The organism is Streptomyces sp. NPDC052064 (assembly GCF_055585925.1).
In genome coordinates this window covers 20762-40908 of the sequence record NZ_JBVJJE010000007.1, presented here as the reverse complement: position 1 = coordinate 40908, position 20147 = coordinate 20762, and the positions used below count along the sequence as shown (strand labels likewise).

At 72.7% G+C, this 20147-nt stretch carries 15 protein-coding genes and 2 pseudogenes; 8 read left to right on the top strand and 9 right to left on the bottom strand.

Features of this window, described 5'->3' with window-relative positions:
- Window positions 1–15 precede the first annotated feature (15 nt).
- From ACZ6TU_RS19835 to ACZ6TU_RS19815, 5 genes are read right to left on the bottom strand one after another with little or no spacing between them, the layout of a single operon-like run.
- The gene (locus ACZ6TU_RS19835; protein WP_467675248.1) at window positions 16–885 is read right to left on the bottom strand and encodes a 5-oxoprolinase subunit C family protein; all 870 of its coding nucleotides are present in this window, start codon (window positions 883–885) and stop codon (window positions 16–18) included.
- On the bottom strand, window positions 882–1508 hold the full coding sequence (locus ACZ6TU_RS19830) for a 5-oxoprolinase subunit B family protein (RefSeq protein ID WP_467675246.1): 627 nt from the start codon (window positions 1506–1508) through the stop codon (window positions 882–884). The genes ACZ6TU_RS19835 and ACZ6TU_RS19830 overlap by 4 nt, the downstream gene beginning before the upstream one ends.
- Entirely contained in the window at window positions 1505–2263 is a 759-nt protein-coding gene (locus ACZ6TU_RS19825; RefSeq protein ID WP_467675244.1) for a LamB/YcsF family protein, read from the bottom strand. The genes ACZ6TU_RS19830 and ACZ6TU_RS19825 overlap by 4 nt, the downstream gene beginning before the upstream one ends.
- Before the next feature lie 18 nt (window positions 2264–2281).
- On the bottom strand, window positions 2282–3115 hold the full coding sequence (locus ACZ6TU_RS19820) for a putative hydro-lyase (RefSeq protein ID WP_467675242.1): 834 nt from the start codon (window positions 3113–3115) through the stop codon (window positions 2282–2284).
- On the bottom strand, window positions 3112–4413 hold the full coding sequence (locus ACZ6TU_RS19815) for an MFS transporter (RefSeq protein ID WP_467675240.1): 1302 nt from the start codon (window positions 4411–4413) through the stop codon (window positions 3112–3114). The genes ACZ6TU_RS19820 and ACZ6TU_RS19815 overlap by 4 nt, the downstream gene beginning before the upstream one ends.
- A gap of 171 nt (window positions 4414–4584) precedes the next feature.
- On the opposite strand from ACZ6TU_RS19815, the gene ACZ6TU_RS19810 reads away from it, so the two are divergent.
- The 4 genes from ACZ6TU_RS19810 to ACZ6TU_RS19795 all read left to right on the top strand — a co-directional run bounded on the left by ACZ6TU_RS19810 (window position 4585) and on the right by ACZ6TU_RS19795 (window position 12552).
- On the top strand, window positions 4585–5280 hold the full coding sequence (locus ACZ6TU_RS19810; RefSeq protein ID WP_467675238.1) for a GntR family transcriptional regulator: 696 nt from the start codon (window positions 4585–4587) through the stop codon (window positions 5278–5280).
- Between the two features lie 57 nt (window positions 5281–5337).
- Window positions 5338–6864 carry a hypothetical protein gene (locus tag ACZ6TU_RS19805; protein WP_467675237.1) on the top strand — a complete coding sequence of 509 codons (1527 nt, stop codon included), beginning with the start codon at window positions 5338–5340 and terminating at the stop codon, window positions 6862–6864.
- Between the two features lie 133 nt (window positions 6865–6997).
- Window positions 6998–7879: a hypothetical protein gene (locus tag ACZ6TU_RS19800; RefSeq protein WP_467675235.1), complete on the top strand. Its 882-nt coding sequence runs from the start codon at window positions 6998–7000 to the stop codon at window positions 7877–7879.
- Between the two features lie 35 nt (window positions 7880–7914).
- Window positions 7915–12552 carry a hypothetical protein gene (locus ACZ6TU_RS19795; RefSeq protein WP_469549940.1) on the top strand — a complete coding sequence of 1546 codons (4638 nt, stop codon included), beginning with the start codon at window positions 7915–7917 and terminating at the stop codon, window positions 12550–12552.
- A gap of 83 nt (window positions 12553–12635) precedes the next feature.
- Here the strand turns inward: ACZ6TU_RS19795 and ACZ6TU_RS19790 are convergent.
- From ACZ6TU_RS19790 to ACZ6TU_RS19780, 3 genes and pseudogenes are all read right to left on the bottom strand, one after another.
- A pseudogene (locus ACZ6TU_RS19790) lies at window positions 12636–12793 on the bottom strand (choline oxidase); the annotation flags it as partial.
- A gap of 8 nt (window positions 12794–12801) precedes the next feature.
- A complete protein-coding gene (locus tag ACZ6TU_RS19785; protein ID WP_469549938.1) occupies window positions 12802–14361 on the bottom strand; it encodes an APC family permease in 1560 nt (519 codons plus the stop codon).
- Window positions 14362–14512: 151 nt separating this feature from the next.
- Window positions 14513–14785, bottom strand: a pseudogene (locus ACZ6TU_RS19780) (aldehyde dehydrogenase family protein); the annotation flags it as partial.
- A gap of 127 nt (window positions 14786–14912) precedes the next feature.
- On the opposite strand from ACZ6TU_RS19780, the gene ACZ6TU_RS19775 reads away from it, so the two are divergent.
- Window positions 14913–15107 carry a hypothetical protein gene (locus ACZ6TU_RS19775; RefSeq protein ID WP_469549935.1) on the top strand — a complete coding sequence of 65 codons (195 nt, stop codon included), beginning with the start codon at window positions 14913–14915 and terminating at the stop codon, window positions 15105–15107.
- Window positions 15108–15218: 111 nt separating this feature from the next.
- Here ACZ6TU_RS19775 and ACZ6TU_RS19770 read toward each other — a convergent pair whose 3' ends face one another.
- Complete coding sequence (locus ACZ6TU_RS19770) at window positions 15219–15800, bottom strand: hypothetical protein (protein WP_467675887.1); 582 nt, start codon at window positions 15798–15800, stop codon at window positions 15219–15221.
- 401 nt (window positions 15801–16201) lie between these two features.
- On the opposite strand from ACZ6TU_RS19770, the gene ACZ6TU_RS19765 reads away from it, so the two are divergent.
- The 3 genes from ACZ6TU_RS19765 to ACZ6TU_RS19755 are packed head-to-tail and all read left to right on the top strand — an operon-like array spanning window position 16202 to window position 20142.
- Window positions 16202–19306, top strand: a complete 3105-nt coding sequence (locus ACZ6TU_RS19765) for a sensor histidine kinase (RefSeq protein WP_469549932.1) — start codon at window positions 16202–16204, stop codon at window positions 19304–19306.
- Window positions 19303–19737, top strand: a complete 435-nt coding sequence (locus tag ACZ6TU_RS19760; RefSeq protein ID WP_467675228.1) for a roadblock/LC7 domain-containing protein — start codon at window positions 19303–19305, stop codon at window positions 19735–19737. The genes ACZ6TU_RS19765 and ACZ6TU_RS19760 overlap by 4 nt, the downstream gene beginning before the upstream one ends.
- 9 nt (window positions 19738–19746) lie before the next feature.
- The gene (locus ACZ6TU_RS19755) at window positions 19747–20142 is read left to right on the top strand and encodes a DUF742 domain-containing protein (protein ID WP_467675226.1); all 396 of its coding nucleotides are present in this window, start codon (window positions 19747–19749) and stop codon (window positions 20140–20142) included.
- Window positions 20143–20147 lie beyond the last annotated feature (5 nt).

Genomic DNA, 20147 nt, shown 5'->3' with positions numbered 1-20147 from the left:
GCGGTCAGGCCGGTTTCAGCGGCGCCGTACGGCCACGAAGCGGACCGGCGTGCCCGGAACCGCCTGGGCGGCTGCCGGAAGGTCGGCGGCGTGGACCACCGCGATCACCGGGTAGCCCCCGGTGGTCGGGTGGTCGGCGAGGAACACCACCGGCCTGCCGTCGGGCGGGACCTGGACCGCGCCCAGCACCATGCCCTCGCTGGGGAGTTCCCCGGGCCGGGCCCGCTCCAGGGCGGGTCCCTCCGTGCGCAGCCCGATGCGGTTGCTCGCGGGGGACACCCGGTAGGGACGTGAGACGAAGGTGCGTACGGCCTCCGGTGTGAACCAGCCGTCGCGCGGGCCGAGTGTCACCCGCAGGACCAGCTCGGCCGGTGGCGCCGGCTGCGGGGCGACGTCCACGCGCGCGTACGCGCCCGCCGGCCGGCCCAGGGGCAGCACCGTGCCGTCCGTGAGAGGGGGCGGGCCGAGCCCCGACAGCAGGTCCGTCGAGCGGCTGCCGAGCACCGGCTCGACGGCGATGCCCCCGGAGACGCCCACGTAGCTGCGCAGGCCCGACACGGCAGGTCCGACGTCCAGCAGTGCCCCGGCGGTCACGCGCACCGGCGCGCCCCAGCCGACGGGCCGTCCGTCCACCGTGACGTGGCAGGGCGCGCCCGCCACGGCCACGGTGACGGTGGAACGGGGGCGTACGGCACAGCCGTTGACGGTCGTCTCCAGCACGGCCGCCTCGGGCGGGTTGCCCGTCAGCCGGTTGACGAGGTCCGCCGCGGGCCGGTCCAGAGCCCCGGAGCGGGGCACTCCGAGGTGGGCGTGCCCGGGGCGTCCCAGGTCCTGCACGGTGGTCAGGGCCCCGGCCCGGACGACGGCGAGCGCGCGGTCGGTCACGAGTGCCCCACCGGGTCGACGGGGACGAACCGCACACGCGTGCCCGGCGACAGCAGAGCGGCCGGCACGCGCGTGTGGTCCCACAGGACGACGTCCGTCGTGCCGATCAGCTGCCAGCCGCCCGGCGACGAGCGCGGGTACACGCCCGTGTACGGGCCCGCCAGCGCCACCGAGCCGGCCGGGACGGCCGTGCGCGGAGTGGCCCGGCGCGGGACGTCGTAGTGCGGTGGCAGGCCGGTGAGGTAGCCGAAGCCGGGGGCGAAGCCGCAGAAGGCGACGCGGAACTCCGTCTGGGCGTGGATGCGGGCGACCTCCCGCTCCGGCACGCCCCAGAGCGCGGCGACGTCGGCCAGGTCCGGGCCGTCGTAGCGCACCGGGATCTCGACCACCGCACGCGCGCGTGGGGGAGCGGGCGGCAGCTCGGCTGCGGTCAGTTCGGCGGCCAGCCGGGCGGGGGAGTCCAGGCCGTCGAGGAGGACCGTGCGGGCCGCGGGCACGATCTCGCGGGCCGACAGCGAGCCCTCCGCGCGGCGCCGCAGCAGCTCGGCGTGCAGGGCCTGGGCCTCGTCGCCCGAGGAGACCTCGACGAGCAGGGCGTCCTCGCCGACCGGCAGGACCCTCATGCGAAGGCCTCCACACGGACGTCCGACGCCTCCAGCCGCTCCCGCACGCGGCGTGCCAGCTCCACCGCGCCGGGCGTGTCGCCGTGCAGGCACAGGGAACGCGCGCGTACCTCGATCCGTGTGCCCGAGTGGGAGACGACCTCGCCGGAGCGGGCGAGGCTCAGCGACCGCTCCACGACGGTGTCGGGGTCGGTGACCACGGCGCCCTCCAGGGTGCGCGGCACGAGCGTGCCCGCGTCGGTGTACGCCCGGTCCGCGAACGCCTCCGTGACGACCGGCAGTCCGGCCTTCCCGGCCAGCTCCAGCAGGCGCGAGCCGGGCAGGCCCAGCACCGGAAGAGTGGCGTCCGCGAGGAGCACGCCGTCGACGACCGCGGCGGCCTGCTCCTCGTCGTGCACGACCCGGTTGTAGAGCGCGCCGTGCGGTTTCACGTAGGCCACGCGGGCACCCGCCGCGCGGGCGAAGACCTCCAGGGCGCCGATCTGATAGGCCACCTCGGCCGCCAGCTCGGCGGACGGCACGTCCATCGCGCGCCGTCCGAAACCGGCCAGGTCCCGGTAGGACACCTGGGCGCCGATCCGGACGCCGCGCTCGGCCGCCAGCTCACACACCCGGCGCATGGTGGCCGCGTCCCCGGCGTGGAAGCCGCACGCCACGTTGGCGCTGGTGACGACCGACAGCAGCCGTTCGTCGTCGGTGAGCCGCCAGCGGCCGAAGCCCTCGCCGAGGTCGGCGTTCAGATCGATGGAGGTCATAGCGAGTCGGGTCTCCTGTCAGGCCACGCGGTACTGCTCGTCGCGGGCGTCGGTGAGGAACATCTGCCCCGGGGCGTGCGTGAGGGCGAAGGGCGGGCGCGAGGCCGTCACGGCCGCCTGCGGGGTCACACCGCAGGCCCAGAACACCGGGATGTCGTCCGGCTCGGCCTCCACCGGCTCGCCGAAGTCGGGGCGGCCGAGGTCGTCGATGCCGAGCCCCGAGGGATCGCCGCAGTGTACGGGGCTGCCGTGCACCGCCGGCAGCAGACTGCTCTCCCGGATCGCCGCCGCCAGATGCTCCGGCGGCACCGGCCGCATGGACACCACCAGCGGTCCGTGCAGCCGCCCCGCCGGACGGCACTGCCGGCCGGTGACGTACATCGGGACGTTGCGGCCCTGCTCGACGTGGCGGATCGGAACGCCCGCCTCGCCCAGCGCCCACTCGAACGTGAAGCTGCACCCGATCAGGAACGACACCAGGTCGTCCCGCCAGTACGCGCACACGTCCGTCGGCTCGTCCACCAGCTCGCCGTCCCGCCACACCCGGTAGCGCGGCAGGTCGGTGCGCAGGTCCGCGCCCTTCGCGAGCACGGTGGTCCAGGATCCCGCGTCCGTGACGTCGAGGACCGGGCAGGGCTTGGGGTTGCGCTGGCAGAACAGCAGCATGTCGTAGGCCCAGTCGGCGGGCACGGAGATCAGGTTGACCTGGGTGTGACCCGCCGCGACCCCGGCCGTGGGGCCCGTCAGACCCTCCCGGAAGCGGACGCGGGCCGTTTCCGGGCTCCACGCGCGCGCGTGCTCGTCGACGAGGACAACGGGACGGTCCCCTGTCTCGGTGCTCGTGCGGTTCACGTGAGTTCCTTCCCGCGCGTCTCCGGCAGCCCCAGCAGCGCCAGCGCCGCCAGGCCGTATCCGATCGCCCCGAAGACCAGCGCGCCGCCCACGCCCCAGCTGTCGGCCAGGAACCCGACCGTCGTCGGGAAGACGGCACCCACCGCGCGCCCCGTGTTGTACGTGAAGCCCTGCCCCGTGCCGCGCACCGCCGTCGGGTACAGCTCGCTCAGGTAGGAACCGAAGCCGCTGAAGATCGCCGACATGCAGAACCCGAGGGGGAAACCGAGCACCAGGAGCAGGGTGTTGGCGCCGCTCGGGATGTTCGCGTACGCCAGGATGCAGATCGCCGACAGCAGGGCGAAGAGCCAGATGTTGCGCCGCCGGCCCAGCTTGTCGGTGAGGTAACCGCCCGTCAGATAGCCGATGAAGGCGCCCGATATCAGAAACGTCAGATAGCCGCCGGTGCCGACGACCGACAGGTCGCGCTCGGACTTGAGGTAGGTCGGTACCCAGGTGGCCAGCGTGTAGTAACCGCCCTGGACGCCGGTCGAGAGCAGCACCGCGAAGATCGTCGTCCGTAGCAGGCCGGGCTTGAAGATCGCCGCGAACGAGCCCTTCTCCGCGCTCTGTTCACGAGCGGCGGCCGCCTCGGGCGCGTCGTGCACACTGCGCCGCACCCAGATGACGAGCAGCGCGGGCAGCGCCCCGGTCCAGAACATGATGCGCCAGGCCAGATCGTCGCCGGCCACCGAGAAGATGAGGGTGTAGGCGATCACGGCCATGCCCCAGCCCACGGCCCAGGAGCTCTGGATCGCGCCGAGCGTGCGGCCCCGGTGCTTGGCGCTCGCGTACTCGGCGACCAGGATCGCGCCGACCGCCCACTCGCCGCCGAAACCGAGACCCTGGAGGGCGCGGAAGACCAGCAGCGTCTCGTAGTTGGGTGCGAAGCCGCAGGCGACGGTGAAGACCGCGTAGGTGATCACCGTGACCATCAGCGCCTTCACCCGGCCGACGCGGTCGGCGAGCACGCCCGCGAGGGCGCCGCCGATCGCGGAGACCACCAGGGTGACCGTCGTGAAGAGTCCGGTCTGACCGCTGTTCAGGCCGAAGTAGGCGGACAGCGCGACCATGCTCAGCGGCAGCGTGAAGTAGTCGTACGAGTCCAGGGCATAGCCGCCGAAGGCACCGGCGAACGCGCGCCGGCCGCGCGGGCCCAGGGCGCGCAGCCAGCCGAACGCCCCGTCACCGGCGGTGTCTTCGGCCGCCGCGGGGCGTGTGTCGTCGGTCAGGGCCTGTGGTGGAGGAGTCGTGCTCATGGGCACCTCGCAGAGAGGGAACGGAGGGTGCTTCGGGCTGAGCCGTGGGTGCTCTGGGGGGCGAGCTTGGCCGCGTCGGGAACGAGCCGTGCATAGCACCGTAGAGGATTGTTCAACGATCCCTCAATACCCATGTTGGTTCGTTCTTGCGATCTGCGATTGAATTCCGGCATGGCTGAGCAGCTGAGGGACCTCTCCGACGACCGGGCTCTCCTGGGGCGCACCAGCACCGCCGAACGCGTCTCGGACATCCTCAGGAGCCGGATCGCCGAGGGCTACTTCCCACCCGGGACCCGGCTGTCGGAGGACAGCATCGGCGGCGCGCTCGGCGTCTCCCGCAATACCCTGCGTGAGGCGTTCCGGCTGCTCACGCACGAACGCCTGCTCGTCCACGAGCTGAACCGGGGTGTCTTCGTCCGGGTCCTGACCGTCGAGGACGTGGAGGACATCTACCGCACCCGGCGGCTCGTCGAGTGCGCCGTGGTGCGTGGTCTCGGAGAGCCGCCGTACGGCCTCGACGGGCTGGCCGGTGCCGTGGAGGAAGGGCGGCGGGCGGCTCGGGAAGGCGACTGGAAGGGTGTGGGTACGGCCAACATCCACTTCCACCGGGAACTGGTCGCTCTGGCGGTGAGTGAGCGTACGGACGAGCTGATGCGGAGTGTCTTCGCCGAACTGCGCCTGGCTTTCCATGTGGTGGACGAGCCGCAGCGGCTGCACGAGCCGTATATCGCACGAAATGTCGCGATTCTTGAGGCTCTTCAGATGGGGGACCGCGGGAAGGCCGAGGGACTGCTCGCCGGGTACCTCGACGACTCGCTGGAGCGGGTTGTCGAGGTGTACCGGCGGCGGGTCGGCGAGGACGGCTGACGAGGCCCACCCGCGTCGTTTGGGTCGTTGTCAGACCCAGGACCTAGTCTGTGCACCGTGACTTCGCCTGCATCGACGGACAGCGTTCCGCCCCAGCTCGGCGCGGGGCCGCGCCCCGCCCTGGGGCCGGCCGCCGACGAGGGCCTGGCGCGGCGCCTGCGTGCGCTGGCCTGCACCGCGCCGCTGCACGACCTCGACGCGCGCAAGGCCAACCTCGCCGGTGAGTACTCGGTGTACGGCATGGCGGAGGTCGCCCTCGCGGCCATCGACCTCGTCACCCTGAACATGGACTTCGACACGGGCGCGGACCACGACCAGATCGTCGCCCGCCTCATCCCGCGCATCGCCGCGCAGGCCCCGCTGCGGACCGCCGCCGAGCACGAGCGGGTGGCGCGCTGGGTCCTGGAGAACCTGATCAACGTCGGCAGCGTCGACCGCGGCTTCCGCGCGGTCTACGGCACGTTCGGGGCGGACGGCACGTATGTGCGCCGTGACTACGACTTCAAGCTGATCGAGGAGGTCCCCGGCCCGGGCGGCACCGTCTACCTGCGGACGACGGACGAGGCGGTCAACGTCCTCGTCGGCGCCCTCGACACGGACGTCACCAGCGCGCAGATCGCCGCCGAGGTCAAGCTGGAGGTGCTGATCAGCCGGGGCCGGCTCGCCGACGCCCAGCTCGCGGCCGAACAGGCCCGCTACCGCACCGTGCAGTACTCGGAGACCCTGCGCCGCGCCCTGGACGCGACCCGGCGCAATGTGCGCGCGGTGGACTGGCTCACCACCGTGCCCGACATGATCGCCGAGGCCCTGGAGCACGTGGCCGACCGCTACCGTCACGAGAACGCGATCCTCACCAACATCCGCAAGGCCCGTGACGAGTCCGAGGACCCCGAGCACAAGCGCCGCGCCGCCGAGCTCGTCGACATCGTCAAGGACTGCATCCGGCGGCACACGCAGTTGCAGTCCCGGCTGCTCGAGGCCGGGCCGCTGTTCCGCGCCGAACAGGACCGGCAGGCCTTCGCCACGCCGATGACGACGTCGGGGATCGACCTGTACGGGCATCTCGTCTCGCCCGTTCTGCCGCTGCCGCTGGAGCAGGCCGTGCGGGTCACGGACGCGTTCTTCGTGCACGGCACGGGGCTGCGTACGCCGGTGTCCGTCCGGGTCGGGGATCTCGTCGACATACTGCTGACGCCGCCGGCGGAGCGGGAGCATCTGGGCGCGGAGATGCCCGAGCCGGATCTCATCGCCACGCCCGACGACAGCCGGTTCAGCGAGGAGCAGATGGCGGCGGCGCAGGAGCTGCTCGACCTGCCGGCGGATGCGCCGCGCCGGTTGTCCGGGTTGCTGGCCGAGGCCCGTCGGCAGGACCCCGAGCTGCCGTATCTGGTGGCCCTGCTGGCGGTGCATGCCGCGAGTCCGCCGGTCGGTACCGCCTATCGGCAGGGGGAGCAGAAGCTCTTGTTCGCCGTGGACGACGGGACGGAGCTGGACGATCCGGAGTTCGGCGGGGCGGATCTGATCGTCGGCACCGCGCTGCTTGACGCGGCGGGGATGGCGGCGGATCGGACGGAAGCCGCGTGATGTATCCGCCGGTGGGCGGCTGCGGGCCCGTTGTGGATGGTCGCGCCCGCGCGGCGCAGCCGCATGTGTCACCGCCCCGCACCCCTGAGGGCGACGCCCGCACCTTCGTTTTGAGGATCAAGGAGTTCAAGCCGTGAACGAGCACGTCGAGTGGAGCGAGCCGGAGGGACCGGCCCCGACGGCCGGCGCCGCCGTCACCCCCGCCGACGCCGCCGACGCGGCGCGGCTCGTGTCCTTCGGGTTGCAGCCCAAGCTTCAGCCCGCCCGCGACCAGGAGTACACGGACCTGCTGCGGCGCTACCGCGAGGACCCGCCGTTCGCGCGGCTCGCCGACGCGGTGGCGACGGGGCTGGGACTGATCGTGCTGGAGGTGTCCCCGCGCGCGGGCATGGCCGTGACCGCCGCCGAGGACTCGGTGTTCGCCGTCCGCATGGGCGACTACGCGCGTCGTACGTCCGCCGACGGCGGCGACCGATTCCTGCACGGGCTGGCCCATCTCGCCGTCGCCGCCATGGCGTTCCCGCGACCGGAGGACCTCGCCGACGACGGCTACATCGGCCGCGTCACGGTCAACGGCGTCGACGCCTTCGTCCGCCAGGCCTGCCGCCGCCTGGAGGAACGCGCCGATGAACAGGGCGAGAACACCGACCCGGCCACCGACGCGCCCGGCCTGGAGGCCGCCTGGCGGATCTGGGTACGCCGCAGCTCGACCGGGGCCACCAAGGACGCGCGCCGGCTCGCCGGTTCGACCACCGGCATCGTCGCCAAGGCCGTCGCGTTCCTCACGGACTCCGGATTCCTCCAGCGCACCGGCGACGACAACGGCGGCACGTACCGCACGACCGCCCGCTACCAGCTCCAGGTCCGCGACATGGCCGGCAGCGCCGCCATGGCCGAGCTGCTGGAGCTGGGCGTCGTCCCGGTCACCGACGGCACGCCGACGCTGCTGCCCCCCGAGGAGAGCGACGACCTGGAGCTGGTCGCCGACGCCGGGCTGCCGTTCCACTCCTCCTGAACTCCCCATCTCACGAAGACTTACGAGAGTCCGCCATGTACGAGCTGTCCCGGGTCCGCCTCTACTCGATCGGGCCCGCCGGTGCGCGCTACGCCGACACCGTGCTTGACCTGCGCGGTGTCGGCGAGCCCGTGCCCGACCCCGCGCCCACGCAGGCGGAGTTCTTCGAGGAGGAGCCCGTCGGCCCGCCGCGCCGGCCGGCGCCCGCGGGCGTGCTCTTCCTGGAGAACGGCGGCGGCAAGTCGGTGCTGCTCAAGCTGATCTTCTCCGTGATGCTGCCGGGCCACCGGAACACGCTCGGCGGCGCCAGCTCCGGTGTGCTGCGCAAGTTCCTGCTCGCCGACGACTGCGGGCACGTGGCGCTGGAGTGGCAGCACGTGCTGACCGGCGAGTGCGTCGTCGTGGGCAAGGTCAGCGAGTGGCGCGGGCGGCAGGTCTCCAACGACCCGCGGAAGTTCGCCGAGGCCTGGTACTCCTTCCGGCCCGGCCCCGGACTGAGCCTCGACAACCTCCCCGTGGCCGAGTCCACCGCCGTACGGGCCCCGGCCGAGGGCCAGTCGGGCGCGCGCGGCCGGCGTCGCACCATGAAGGGCTTCCGCGACGCCCTCATGGAGGCGGGCAAGACGTACCCGCACCTGGAGGTGCACTGGGAAGAGATCCACGACCGCTGGATCGAGCACCTGGGCGACCTCGGGCTCGACCCCGAACTCTTCCGCTACCAGCGGGAGATGAACGCCGACGAGGGTGAGGCCGCCGGTCTCTTCGCGGTCAAGAAGGACGCCGACTTCACCGACCTGCTGCTGCGCGCCGTCACCGACACGCGCGACACCGACGGGCTCGCCGACCTGGTCAGCGGCTTCGGCAACAAGCTGGGGCGGCGCGCCGAGCTGATCGCCGAACGCGACTTCACCGCCGGGTCCGTCGACCTGCTCGGGCGGATCGTCGAGGCCGCCGAGGCCCGCTCCCGCGCGCGTGACATCCACACCGCAGCCGAGCGCCGTACGCGCACCCTCGCGCGCAGGCTGTCCGCGCGCGGCGTGCAGGAGCGGGCCCGGGCCGCCGACCTGGCCCAGCGGGTCACCGCCGCCGCGTACGCCGTCACGCACGCCGAGGCGGCCCGCGAGCGCAGCGCGCTGATCTCCGCCGAACTCGCCTACCGGCACGCCTCGCTGGCCCTCGCCGCGGCCGAGAAGTCCGCCGCCGCGCAGAAGCGCGAGCTCGCCGACGCCCGCACGCTGTACTCCGCATGGCAGGCCGCCGAGGCCGTTCTGCGCCACCGCGCCGCCGCCGACCGCGTCGCCCGCGTGTCCGCCGCGATCCAGGAGGCGGAGCGCGACGCCGCCCCGGCGCTGGCCGCCCGCTCCAAGGCCGCCGTGGACCTCGTACGGGCCCTGCACGCGGCCGCGGAGAAGGCGGAGAACCACGCCAACGAGGAGGAGGAGCGCTCCGCCGCCCTCCAGGAGATCAGCGACACGGCCTACCGGGACTCCACCGCAGCCGCCACGCAGGCGCAGCGGGCCCGCAGCGAGGTCGGGCACCTCAAGCAGCGCCTCGCCGAGGTCGAGCAGGAGACCGCCGAGGCGGTCCGGGCCGGCTGGCTCGACGACAGCGCGCCGGACGCCGACCCGGCCCGCGCGGCACTCGCCGCCAGCGACGCCGAGAAGACCACCGTCGCGGCCTGGGACTCGGCCCGCGAGGCGTCCCGCCGAGCCACCGAGCACGCACGCGAGGCCGCCGCCACCGAGACCCGCGCGGAACTGACCGCGGCCCGCGCGGCGGACGCGGCGACGGCGGCCGAGCGGTCGTACGAGGCCGAGCGCCGCACCGCCGAGGCGCTGGCGGGGGAGGAGCGGCTGGCCGAACTGCTCAGCCTGACCCCCGAGACCCGCCCGGGCATTCCGCAGCCCCGTCACGGCACGGACAGCGAGCCGACCACCCGGCCTCTCCCGGGCGAGCAGGGGCTCACCCCCGAGGAACTCGACCGCTTCGCCGACGACCTGCGCGAACTGCTCGACGACGCCGTCACCTCCGCCGAACGGCAGCTGTTCGAACTGCGTACGGCCGCCGCCGACGACTCCCGGATCCTCGGCGCGCTGGGTGACGGCGGGCTGCTGCCGCCCGGCCCGGACGTGCTGGCCACGGTCGAGTTCCTCGGCGAGCACGGCATCCCCGCGCTGCCCGGCTGGCGCTATCTCGCACAGGCCGTCGACCCGGCCGACCACGCGCGCGTGCTGGCCGCCCGGCCCGAACTGGTCGACGGCGTGATCATCACGGACCCGGACTCCCACGCACGCGCCCGGGAGGCGCTGGGCGACGCGGCGCTGCTGCCCCGGTCCGCCGTGGCGGTCGGCACGGCGGCCGCCCTGCTCGCCCCGACGCCCGCCCCGGACACCGACAGCGGCGACGTGTTCCTCGTGCCGCCGAACCCGGCCATGCACGACGAGCACGCCGCCGACGAGGAGCGGCAGGCGCTGCGCGCCCGGACGACCGAGCGGGACGAGGAGATCCGCAGGCTCGCCGCCCGGCTCGGCAAGGACCGCGAGCTGGCCGCCCGGCTCGCCTCCTGGCGCACCGGCTGCCCGGCCGGCCGGCTGGCCGAGCTGGCCCGGGCGGCACACGACACCCGCGCGTTCGCCGAGGAGTCGGAGGCCGAACTGGCCGAGGCGCGCACCGTGCGGGCCGAGGCCGACGAGGCCGCAGCCGAAGCGGCCCGCGTCCGGGACGAGCGGCAGGAGGCCGCCCAGAAGGCCCGCCGCTCCGCCGACGCCCTCGCCGGGCTCGCCTTCCGGCTGCGCGAGCGGGCCGGCTGGCAGGTCAAGCTGCGCGAACTGGCCGACGAGGCGGCCGAGTCCGAGGCCGGCGCCCAGGCCTGCCTGGAACGGGCCCGGGCCGCCGACGAGGACCGGCGCGGAGCCCAGCGCGCCGCCGACGACGCCCGCCGCACCGCCCGCGCCCTGCGGGCCGAGCGCTCCGAGATCGCGGGGGCGCCCGACGACGTACCCGAGGACGACGCCCAGACCCCGAAGGCCTCCTTGCCCGCCCTGCGCGAGGCCTACCGGGCGGCGTCGCAGTTGTACGAGAAGGTCGGCGTCGGCGCCGATCTGCGGGCCGAGCAGGCCCGCGCCGAGAGCGACGAGAGCGCGGCCCGCGCGGAGCTGGACCGGCTGAGCAACAAGGTCCGTACGCGCGCCGAGCAGCTCCTCGAATCCCCCGACGGCTCCGACGGACCCAGCCGCCAGGCCGCCGCCGCCCGTGCCGAGGAGCTGGTGCAGCTCCTGGAGACCCGCATGTCGAGCGCGAGCGAGCAGCTCGGGCGGCTGCGCGGCGAGGCCGAACGGCTCGCGCCCGAGGACGGCGAGGCCCACACCGCCCTCCCCGAGGATCTCCAGCCGCGCGACGCCGAGCACGCGCAGACCTTGCTGCGCACCGCCACGGCCGAACTCGCCTCCCACACCGAGGCGCTGAACCAGGCACGCGAGGCGCACACCGAGCTCCTCGACGCCCACCGCGCCGCCGAGGACGCGGCGAGCGGCTTCGACGAGATCGCCGCCATGCTCCGCGACCTGCTGCGCGAGCACACCACGGAGGAGGAGCAGGAGGAGACCGAGCCGTACCCCGGCAGCCCGGAGGAGGCCCGGCAGTCCGCTGCCGAGGCCCGCCGCTCCCTGCGCGGCTGCGCCGCCGACCTGTCCGCCGCCGAGGCCGCCGTCCGCGAGGCCAGTGACATCCTCGTACGGCACGCCAACTCCACGCGCTACGAGCAGGTCCGCACCCCGGCACGGCAGCAGATCCGCGAACTGCCCGCCTCCGCGCTGCCCGAACACGCCCAGAAGTGGGCCGACGCCTTCGCGCCCCGGCTCCGAGTCCTGACCGACGAGCTGGAGCAGCTGGAGCGCAACCGCGACTCGATCGTGGACCGGCTCCGCGGACTCGTCGAGTCGGCCCTGGCCACCCTGCGCTCCGCCCAGCGGCTCTCCCGCCTCCCGGAGGGCCTCGGCGAGTGGTCGGGACAGGAGTTCCTCCGCATCCGCTTCGAGGAGCCCGACCAGGCCACGCTCACCGAGCGGCTGGGCGAGGTCATCGACGAGGCGACCCGTGCCGCCGTCAAGAAGAACTCCGACCTGCGGCGGGACGGCATGTCCCTGCTGCTGCGGGGCGTCGCCGCGGCCCTCCAGCCCAAGGGCGTCGCCGTCGAGATCCTCAAGCCGGACGCGGTGCTGCGCGCCGAGCGGGTCCCCGTCGGGCAGATGGGCGACGTCTTCTCCGGCGGCCAGCTCCTCACCGCCGCGATCGCCCTGTACTGCACGATGGCCGCGCTGCGTTCGAACGACCGGGGCCGCGACAAGCACCGGCACGCCGGCACGCTGTTCCTCGACAATCCCATCGGCCGTGCCAACGCCACGTACCTGCTGGAACTCCAGCGGGCGGTGTCGGACGCCCTGGGCGTCCAGCTCCTGTACACCACCGGCCTGTTCGACACGACCGCGCTGGCCGAGTTCCCCCTCGTCATCCGCATGCGCAACGACGCCGACCTGAGGGCCGGCCTCAAGTACATCAGCGTCGAGGAACACCTCCGCCCGGGGCTGCCGCAGCAGCCCCGGGCGGAGGAGGCGGTGCACAGTGAGATCACGGCGACGAGGATGTACAAGCGCCCGGCGCCGACCACCGGTTGATCAGGCGTCCTCCTTCAGGACATCCGCGCACTTCTCGCCGATCACCGGTCGGGCCGCAGGCCAGCGGCAACAGCAGGGCGCGTCCAGCGCTCCAGCCGCAGGACGTCGTCGTCGCCGACGTCGCTCGGGCCCGCCTCCGGCACGCACACCGTGACGGAGGGTCCTCGGAGAGCCGGGCCACCGCAACGCTGCCCGCGGTACCGCCGCCGACCACGGCGTAGTCGAACTCATGCGTACTCATGGGTCTTGTCAGTCGGCTGCCGGGGTGGCGACGGGAGCGGTGGCCGTGGCGTCCGAGCGGTGCTCGGCGAGCACGCCGGTCTTGTGCCGCTGGACGAACCAGTAGTAGGCGAAGCCGCCGCCCGCGATGACGGCGACGAAGAGTACCGCGCCCCAGCGCAGGTACCAGTGGTAGGGAGCCGTGGCGTTGTAGACGGCGGCCCGCGGCCAGATCAGGTTGAGCGTCATGGCCGCGCCCCACAGCACGGCCAGGATGTTGACCGGCAGCCCCCAGCGGCCCAGCGAGAACCGGCCCTCACCCGCGGGCTGCCACTTTCCGCGCAGTCGGGCGACCAGCAGCGGCACCGTGACCCCCAGGTAGGCGAGGTAGATCATGATGATGCCGATGCTGGTGACGACGGTGAAGATCTGAGGCTGGCGGATGTTGACCACCAGGATGGCCAGCGCGAGGATGCCGATGATCACGGTCGGCAGGACCGGCGTCTGGAACCGGGGGTGGCACTTGGCCAGCCGTGAGGACGCCGGCAGGTTGTTGTCGCGGGCCATCGCGAACGCCAGCCGGATTGCCGCCGTGTGCACCGCCAGCGCGCACACCGTCACGGCGATCAGCACGCACCACAGCATCGCCTTGCCCGCCGTCGGACCCAGCACGTCCAGGACGACGTACTGCAGGCCGTCCGTGGACAGCTTCTCGCCCTTCAGGCTGGAGACGCTCATCAGCGCGAGCAGCAGGATCAGGCCGCCGAGCACGAAGGAGGCGACGATCGCCCGGATGATCGCGCGCGGCGCGTTGCGGGTCGGGTTCAGGGACTCCTCGCCGAGCGAGGCGGCGGTGTCGAAGCCGTACATGACGTACGCCGAGGCCAGCGAGGCCACCAGGAAGGCGCCCAGGTATCCGGTTCCGTAGCCCGCGCCGGTGCCGTGCGTCTCCATGACGACCTCAGGACCGCGCGCGATGTGGACCGCGAACAGGACGATCAAGACGACAGTGGCGATCAACTCGATGAACACGCCCGCCGTGTTGATCCTGGCCATCAACTTGACGCCGAAGGCGTTCACGAGGGTCGTGAACAGGATCAACACCGCGGCCAGGACGACCGCGTTGGTCGCCACGTCGTACGTACCGGTGCCGTCCCCCACGAACTGGAAGAACGAGGAGATCTGCGGCAGCGTCAACTGGTAGGCCAGCGACACGGCCGATATGGACACGATCGAGGCGATCAACATCATCCAGCCGGCGAGCCAGCCCAGATGCGGATTGCCTATCTTCTTCGACCAGTTGTAGACGGAGCCCGCGACGGGATAGCGGGCGGCGAGCTCCGCGAAGCACAGGGCGACCATGAACTGGCCGGCGAAGACCATCGGCCACGACCACCAGTAGGCGGGGCCGCCGCTGGCGTAGCCGAAGTAGAACAGCTGGAAGGTGCCGGTCAGGATCGAGATGTAGCTGATCCCGGCGGCGAAGGTGTGAAAGTTGCCGAGGGTGCGTTTCAGTTCGGGTCTGTAGCCGAACTCGGTGAGTTCGGCGTCGTCCTGGCCGTGCTGGTCTGTGGACTGCGTGGGTCTCATGGGCGGTCCTCAAGGGGTGTTCACTCAGGGCGGGCTTGATCATTCGAACCAACCCTGGGGTGTGGGGCGGGTGTTGCGCCAGATGTGCTTCGACGGTGAGGACCGGCCCCGAACGACTCCTCCCGGGCCATCGACATGCTCGCGGCGTACTCGTCCAGCACGTGGACGGGTAGCAGAAGCCGTCGGCGAGGTCCGACTGGTCCGGGCGCGAGCCGCCGCAGCGCAGCACCGCACTCTCCGTCAGGCCCTTCGCCACGTATGCCCCGACCTTGTCCCGGTGCGCGGCCGGGATCAGCGGCCCGGCCCGGGCCGACTCGCCGAACGGCCCGCCCAGCCGGATGTCCCGCGCCCGCCGTCGACCTCGTCGACGAACCGGTCGTGCAGCGAGCCCTCCACGAGCAGCCGGCGCCCCGGCCGAGCACACCTGCCCGGAGAGCAGGAACACGGGCGGTCAGCGCCATCTCGACGGCAGCCAGACACCGGCGTGGCCGGACTGCGCGGCGCCGTCACCGGCATCGAGCTCACCGACGGCACCCTCCCCGCCGGACGTCGTGATCGCCGGCAACGGCGGCGCCCCGGCGCCGCCTGGCTGGTCGGTTCGCCCCTGGCCCTGCGCGACGGCGTCCTCTTACGAGCGGGACGGCCGTACGACCGCGGTGCCGGCCATGGACCGCCCGCGCCCGTTCATGCGGGCGAGACGCGAACTCGCGGAGAGCGCCGGGGAGGAGCAGTCGGTCGTGTGGTGAGGGGTACGGCTCGGGCATCGACCGCATGGGGTGCATGGGCCGCAGGCCGGACCCGTCGCATCCGTCGAGCGTCCGGCCGCGGTCCTCTCGTCGGCACTTGCCCGTCACTCCTTACGGGTGGGACAACTGCCCAGCCCCGCCCCGTCGGCGTATTCGCTCCTGCGCCCGTTCGCCGGCGCGCGCCTGCCGTCGGGCCCGGCGCCGCTCGCGTCGCAGGGCCCGTGCCGTGCTGCTCGGCATGGACACCACGCCGTTGCGCTGGTTCCAGACCTGACGCGTCACCCACACGTCGAGCGCTCCCCAGGTCGCCACGATCGTGCTCAGCACGCTGCTGATCACCATGGGGAACGCCAGCCAGGACCCGGCCATCGTGCACAAGAAGGCCACCATGGCCTGAATCAGCGTCAGAGCGATGAGAAGTACCGACCGCACGGAGGCCGTCCGTACCGGATCCGGCAACCGGCGCCGCCGCGCCGGCTCCTCGACCCACAGGGGCCGGTAGTTTCGCTGCTCGCGCACGTCACGGCCCACCTCGTGAGCCGGAACACCCGCCTCCCGAGCCGTGCTCTCCGCCTCGTCAGCAGGCTTGTCGCGATCAGTCGCTTCGGCATCCTGATGCGCCGTCACTTGCACCCCACCCGCCCTGGGCGCCCCGCGCCGCTCCGCCGTGCCCGTCACCGTGTCACTCCCCACCGCCAGCAGACTGCTCGCTCGCATCCGTAGACCCGTGCTCCCCAGCGGCTGCCCGGCTTGCGCTATTTTACGCCGCCCGGATGCGGGATGCGGCTCCTGTGGCCGATTCCGCCTCCATTTCCCGTAGAGAAGGACGAACAACCCGCCACGAAGATTCCCGGAAACCGAAAAATTTCAGCCAACCGCCTGAGCGGTCCACGGGCATTGGCCCGCGCGACCACCATCGGTTTCGGGTAGACAACTCCCGCAATGATCGGACAACTCCACATGCCTCGTGGCTGGCGCGGAAGTTCAGCCTCCGGACCGGCTTCGAGTTCCCTGGGCGTCGGTAGTAGGCTCGCGCCGTTTGTTGACGCACATGTGTACCCCCGGTAGCCCGGGGGCCCGAGCTGGGGGAGGCCATGCGCTTTCGCGGGAAGTCCATCCGCCGGAAGATCGTGGCGCTGCTTCTCGTGCCGCTGGTGTCCCTGACCGCGATCTGGGCCTTCGCCACGGTGCTCACGGGACGTGAGGCGGGCGACCTGTTCAACGTGTCGTCCGTCGTGGAGAAGATCGGCTATCCCATCGAGGACACCGCCCGTGTCCTCCAGGAGGAACGCCGCCAGACCCTCGTCTACCTCGCCGACCCCCGTGCCTCCGACGGGCTCGCCGCGCTTCGGCGCAGCCGGACCGCCACCGACGAGGCTGTGGGCAGCATCCGCGACAACGCTCGGAATCCGGACGTGCGCGACGCGATGGGTGCGGACACCGACGAGCGGCTGACCGCGGTCCTGGACGCCTTCGAAGGCATCGAGTCGCTGCGCCGCAGTGTCGAGGACGGCACCGTCAACCGCTCGCAGGCCCTCGACCTCTACAACCGGCTGGTCGACCCGTGCTACGTCCTGCTCGCCAACCTCCACGTCGTCGACAACGTGGAACTGGACAAGCAGTATCGCGCTCTGGTCAATCTCGCCCGCGCCCGCGAACTGCTCTCCCGCGAGGACGCCCTCCTCGGCTCCGCCCTGATCGTCGGCGAGATCTCCCACTCCGAAGAGCGCGATGTCTCCGACCTCGTGGCCCAGCGCACCCTGATGTACGACACCAGCCTCCCGCTGCTGCCCGTCTCGGAACGCGACCGCTACGAGAGCTTCTGGAAGAACGCCTCCACCGCTCCGCTGCGCGTGGCTGAGGAAGCGGCCGTCTCCTCCGCCGACGGAACACCGCGCGGCGTCACCGCCAAGAGCTGGGACAGCGCCGCCGGCAACGTGCTCGACGAACTCGGCACGCTCAACGACCAGGCCAACGACCGCTACCAGAACCGCGTCGAACCGGTGGCCATGGGCGTCATCGCCAAGGCGGTCATCGCCGGCGTGCTCGGCCTGCTCGCTCTCCTGGTCTCCCTCTTCCTGTCCGTACGCGTCGGCCGCACCCTCATCCGCGATCTGCGGCAACTGCGTCTGGAGGCCCACGAGGCGTCCGGAGTGCGACTGCCCAGCGTGATGCGCCGCCTGTCGGCGGGCGAGCAGGTCGACGTGGAGACCGAGGTCCCGCGCCTGGAGTACGACAAGAACGAGATGGGCGAGGTCGGCCAGGCCCTCAACACCCTCCAGCGCGCCGCCGTCGAAGCAGCCGTCAAGCAGGCCGAGCTGCGCGCCGGCGTCTCCGAGGTCTTCGTCAACCTCGCGCGCCGCAGCCAGGTCCTGCTCCACAAGCAGCTCACCCTGCTCGACGCCATGGAGCGCCGGACCGAGGACACCGAGGAACTCGCCGACCTGTTCCGTCTCGACCACCTGACCACCCGTATGCGCCGGCACGCCGAAGGCCTCGTGATCCTCTCCGGCGCCGCGCCCTCCCGCCAGTGGCGCAAGCCCGTCCAGCTCATGGACGTCGTACGCGCCGCCGTCGCCGAGGTCGAGGACTACGAGCGCATCGAGGTCCGCCGCCTTCCGCGTATCGCCGTCACCGGCCCGGCCGTCGCCGACATCACGCATCTCGTGGCGGAACTCCTGGAGAACGCCACGGTCTTCTCCCCGCCGCACACCGCCGTCCAGGTCCTGGGCGAGCGGGTCGCCAACGGCTTCACCCTGGAGATTCACGACCGCGGCCTCGGCATGGCCGCCGAAGCGCTCCTGGACGCCAACCTCCGGCTCGCCGAGACCCCGGAGTTCGAGCTGTCCGACACCGACCGGCTCGGCCTGTTCGTGGTCAGCCGCCTCGCCCAGCGACAGAACGTCCGCGTCTCCTTGCAGCCCTCCCCGTACGGAGGCACGACCGCCGTCGTCTTCATCCCGGACGCCCTGCTGACGGACGACGTACCGGACACGAACGGCATCGGGTTCCGGCTCGACCGCCCCCAGTTGGCCAAGGAGAGCGAGCCGCAGGACAGCCGCCGCGCCGCGCTGTCCCAGGGGCCTGTGCAACGGCCCGGCCTTCCGGCCTCCCTCCTGGACGGACCGGTGGAGTTGGAGGCCCCCGTCGGCCTGGACGCGATCGGCGACTTCCCCGGCGCGCTCGACGACGAGGCCGGCGAACACGGCGCCCTGTTCCGCCCCCGGCCCCTCACCCGCGCCCAGGACGAGGCAGCCGGCCGTCGCCTCGATCCGCACCAGGCCGCCGACGCCCACGGCGCACACGACCGGACCGACACCGACGACGACCCGAACGCCCCGGTCCAGCTGCCGCGCCGCCACACCCCGAAGCTGGTCAGCTCACACGGGCGCCCGGTCACCGAGCAGCGCCCGCGGCGGGGCAAGACGGACGAGGAGACCACCACGGGCACCGGCCGAGCGGAGTCGGGTGGCACCTCCCCGCTCCCTTCGCGTCGCCGGGGCGACGATTCCGTGAGCGGCGGGGCCACGGGCCGGTCCGGGCCGGAGCCCGCGTCCGAGCTTCCGGTCCGCCGCCGCCCCGAGGGCTCCTCGACCGGTAGCGGGCGGGGCGAAGCCCACGCGGACGCACCGCCGCCCCTTCCGGCCCGCCGACGGGGGGCGGAGTCCGGTCGGCGGGCCATCGGCGCGGCCGGCCGGAACGACGAACGCACCGAAGCACCGCCCTCGTCCGGCGCAGGGTCGGAGCCGCCCAATCTGCCCACGCGGACACGCCGCGCGGAGATCGCCTCGAGCGGCCCGGACGGCCCCGACCGTCGCTCCGGCCTCACGCCGGAGACCGCCCGCGGTCCAGCGCGCCAGGTGACCGGCTCCGGTGCCAGGCCCCAGGAGACCGGCTCGGCTCCCGGCTCCGCACGACGGGGACAGGGCCCCGGCTCCGCACCGCACGAGCCTGGCTCCGGCACCGCGCCGCTGCCCCGGCGCGTCCGCCAGGCCAACCTGGCTCCGCAGCTGAAGCGGGGGTCCGAGCCGCGTACCGAGGACAGAGCCGAGCCCGTCGAACGCGACGCCGACGAAGTACGCAGCCGTATGGCCTCGCTCCAGCGCGGCTGGCAGCGCGGCCGCCAGGAGAACGCAGTGGGCGATGCCGCCCGCAGCGGCACAGCACGACAAGGAACGACAGAGGGGGACGGTCGATGACCGCACCGAAGGCGACCGGCCACACCGCAAGCAACAACGGGGAGCTGAACTGGCTCCTCGACGACCTGGTGGACCGCGTCGCGAGCATCCGCAAGGCCCTCGTGCTCTCCGGCGACGGTTTGCCGACCGGGGTGTCCAGGGACCTGACAAGGGAGGACAGCGAGCACCTGGCCGCCGTGGCCTCCGGGTTCCACAGCCTGGCCAAGGGCGTGGGACGCCACTTCGAGGCCGGCAGCGTCCGCCAGACGGTCGTCGAGCTCGACGACGCCTTCCTGTTCGTGACCGCCGCAGGCGACGGCAGCTGCCTCGCCGTCCTCTCGGACGCCGACTCGGACGTCGGCCAGGTCGCCTACGAGATGACGCTCCTCGTGAAGCGAGTGGGTGTGCATCTGGGCGCCGCTCCGCGCACCGATCTGCCCGCAGGCGGGTAGTGGGATGACATGAGCGCTGACGGTCAGGGAAGAAGGCACTGGTTCGACGACGAGGCCGGACCGGTCGTCCGTCCGTACGCCATGACGCGCGGCCGCACCAGCAGCCAGGGCCAGCACCGCCTGGACCTGATCGCGGTCGTGGTCACGGAACCGCACGCGGACGACCCGGAAGCGGACCACATGCTCTCCCCGGAGCATGTGGACATCGTCGAACTGTGTCGTGACGTCCCGCAGTCGGTCGCTGAACTCGCAGCGGAACTCGATCTGCCGATCGGGGTGGTACGGGTCCTTGTCGGAGATCTCGTGGAAGCGGAATTCGTCCATGTGAACCGGCCCGTACCCCCTGCCGAGCTGCCGGACGAGAGTATTCTGCGCGACGTGATCAACGGCCTCCGGGCGCTGTGAACAGC

Coding starts and splice junctions, on each gene's coding strand:
- ACZ6TU_RS19830 (WP_467675246.1), bottom strand. CDS start 1,508: ATGAGGGTCCTGCCGGTCGGCGAGGACGCCCTGCTCGTCGAGGTCTCC.
- ACZ6TU_RS19825 (WP_467675244.1), bottom strand. CDS start 2,263: ATGACCTCCATCGATCTGAACGCCGACCTCGGCGAGGGCTTCGGCCGC.
- ACZ6TU_RS19815 (WP_467675240.1), bottom strand. CDS start 4,413: ATGAGCACGACTCCTCCACCACAGGCCCTGACCGACGACACACGCCCC.
- ACZ6TU_RS19810 (WP_467675238.1), top strand. CDS start 4,585: ATGGCTGAGCAGCTGAGGGACCTCTCCGACGACCGGGCTCTCCTGGGG.
- ACZ6TU_RS19795 (WP_469549940.1), top strand. CDS start 7,915: ATGTACGAGCTGTCCCGGGTCCGCCTCTACTCGATCGGGCCCGCCGGT.
- ACZ6TU_RS19785 (WP_469549938.1), bottom strand. CDS start 14,361: ATGAGACCCACGCAGTCCACAGACCAGCACGGCCAGGACGACGCCGAA.
- ACZ6TU_RS19765 (WP_469549932.1), top strand. CDS start 16,202: ATGCGCTTTCGCGGGAAGTCCATCCGCCGGAAGATCGTGGCGCTGCTT.
- ACZ6TU_RS19760 (WP_467675228.1), top strand. CDS start 19,303: ATGACCGCACCGAAGGCGACCGGCCACACCGCAAGCAACAACGGGGAG.
- ACZ6TU_RS19755 (WP_467675226.1), top strand. CDS start 19,747: ATGAGCGCTGACGGTCAGGGAAGAAGGCACTGGTTCGACGACGAGGCC.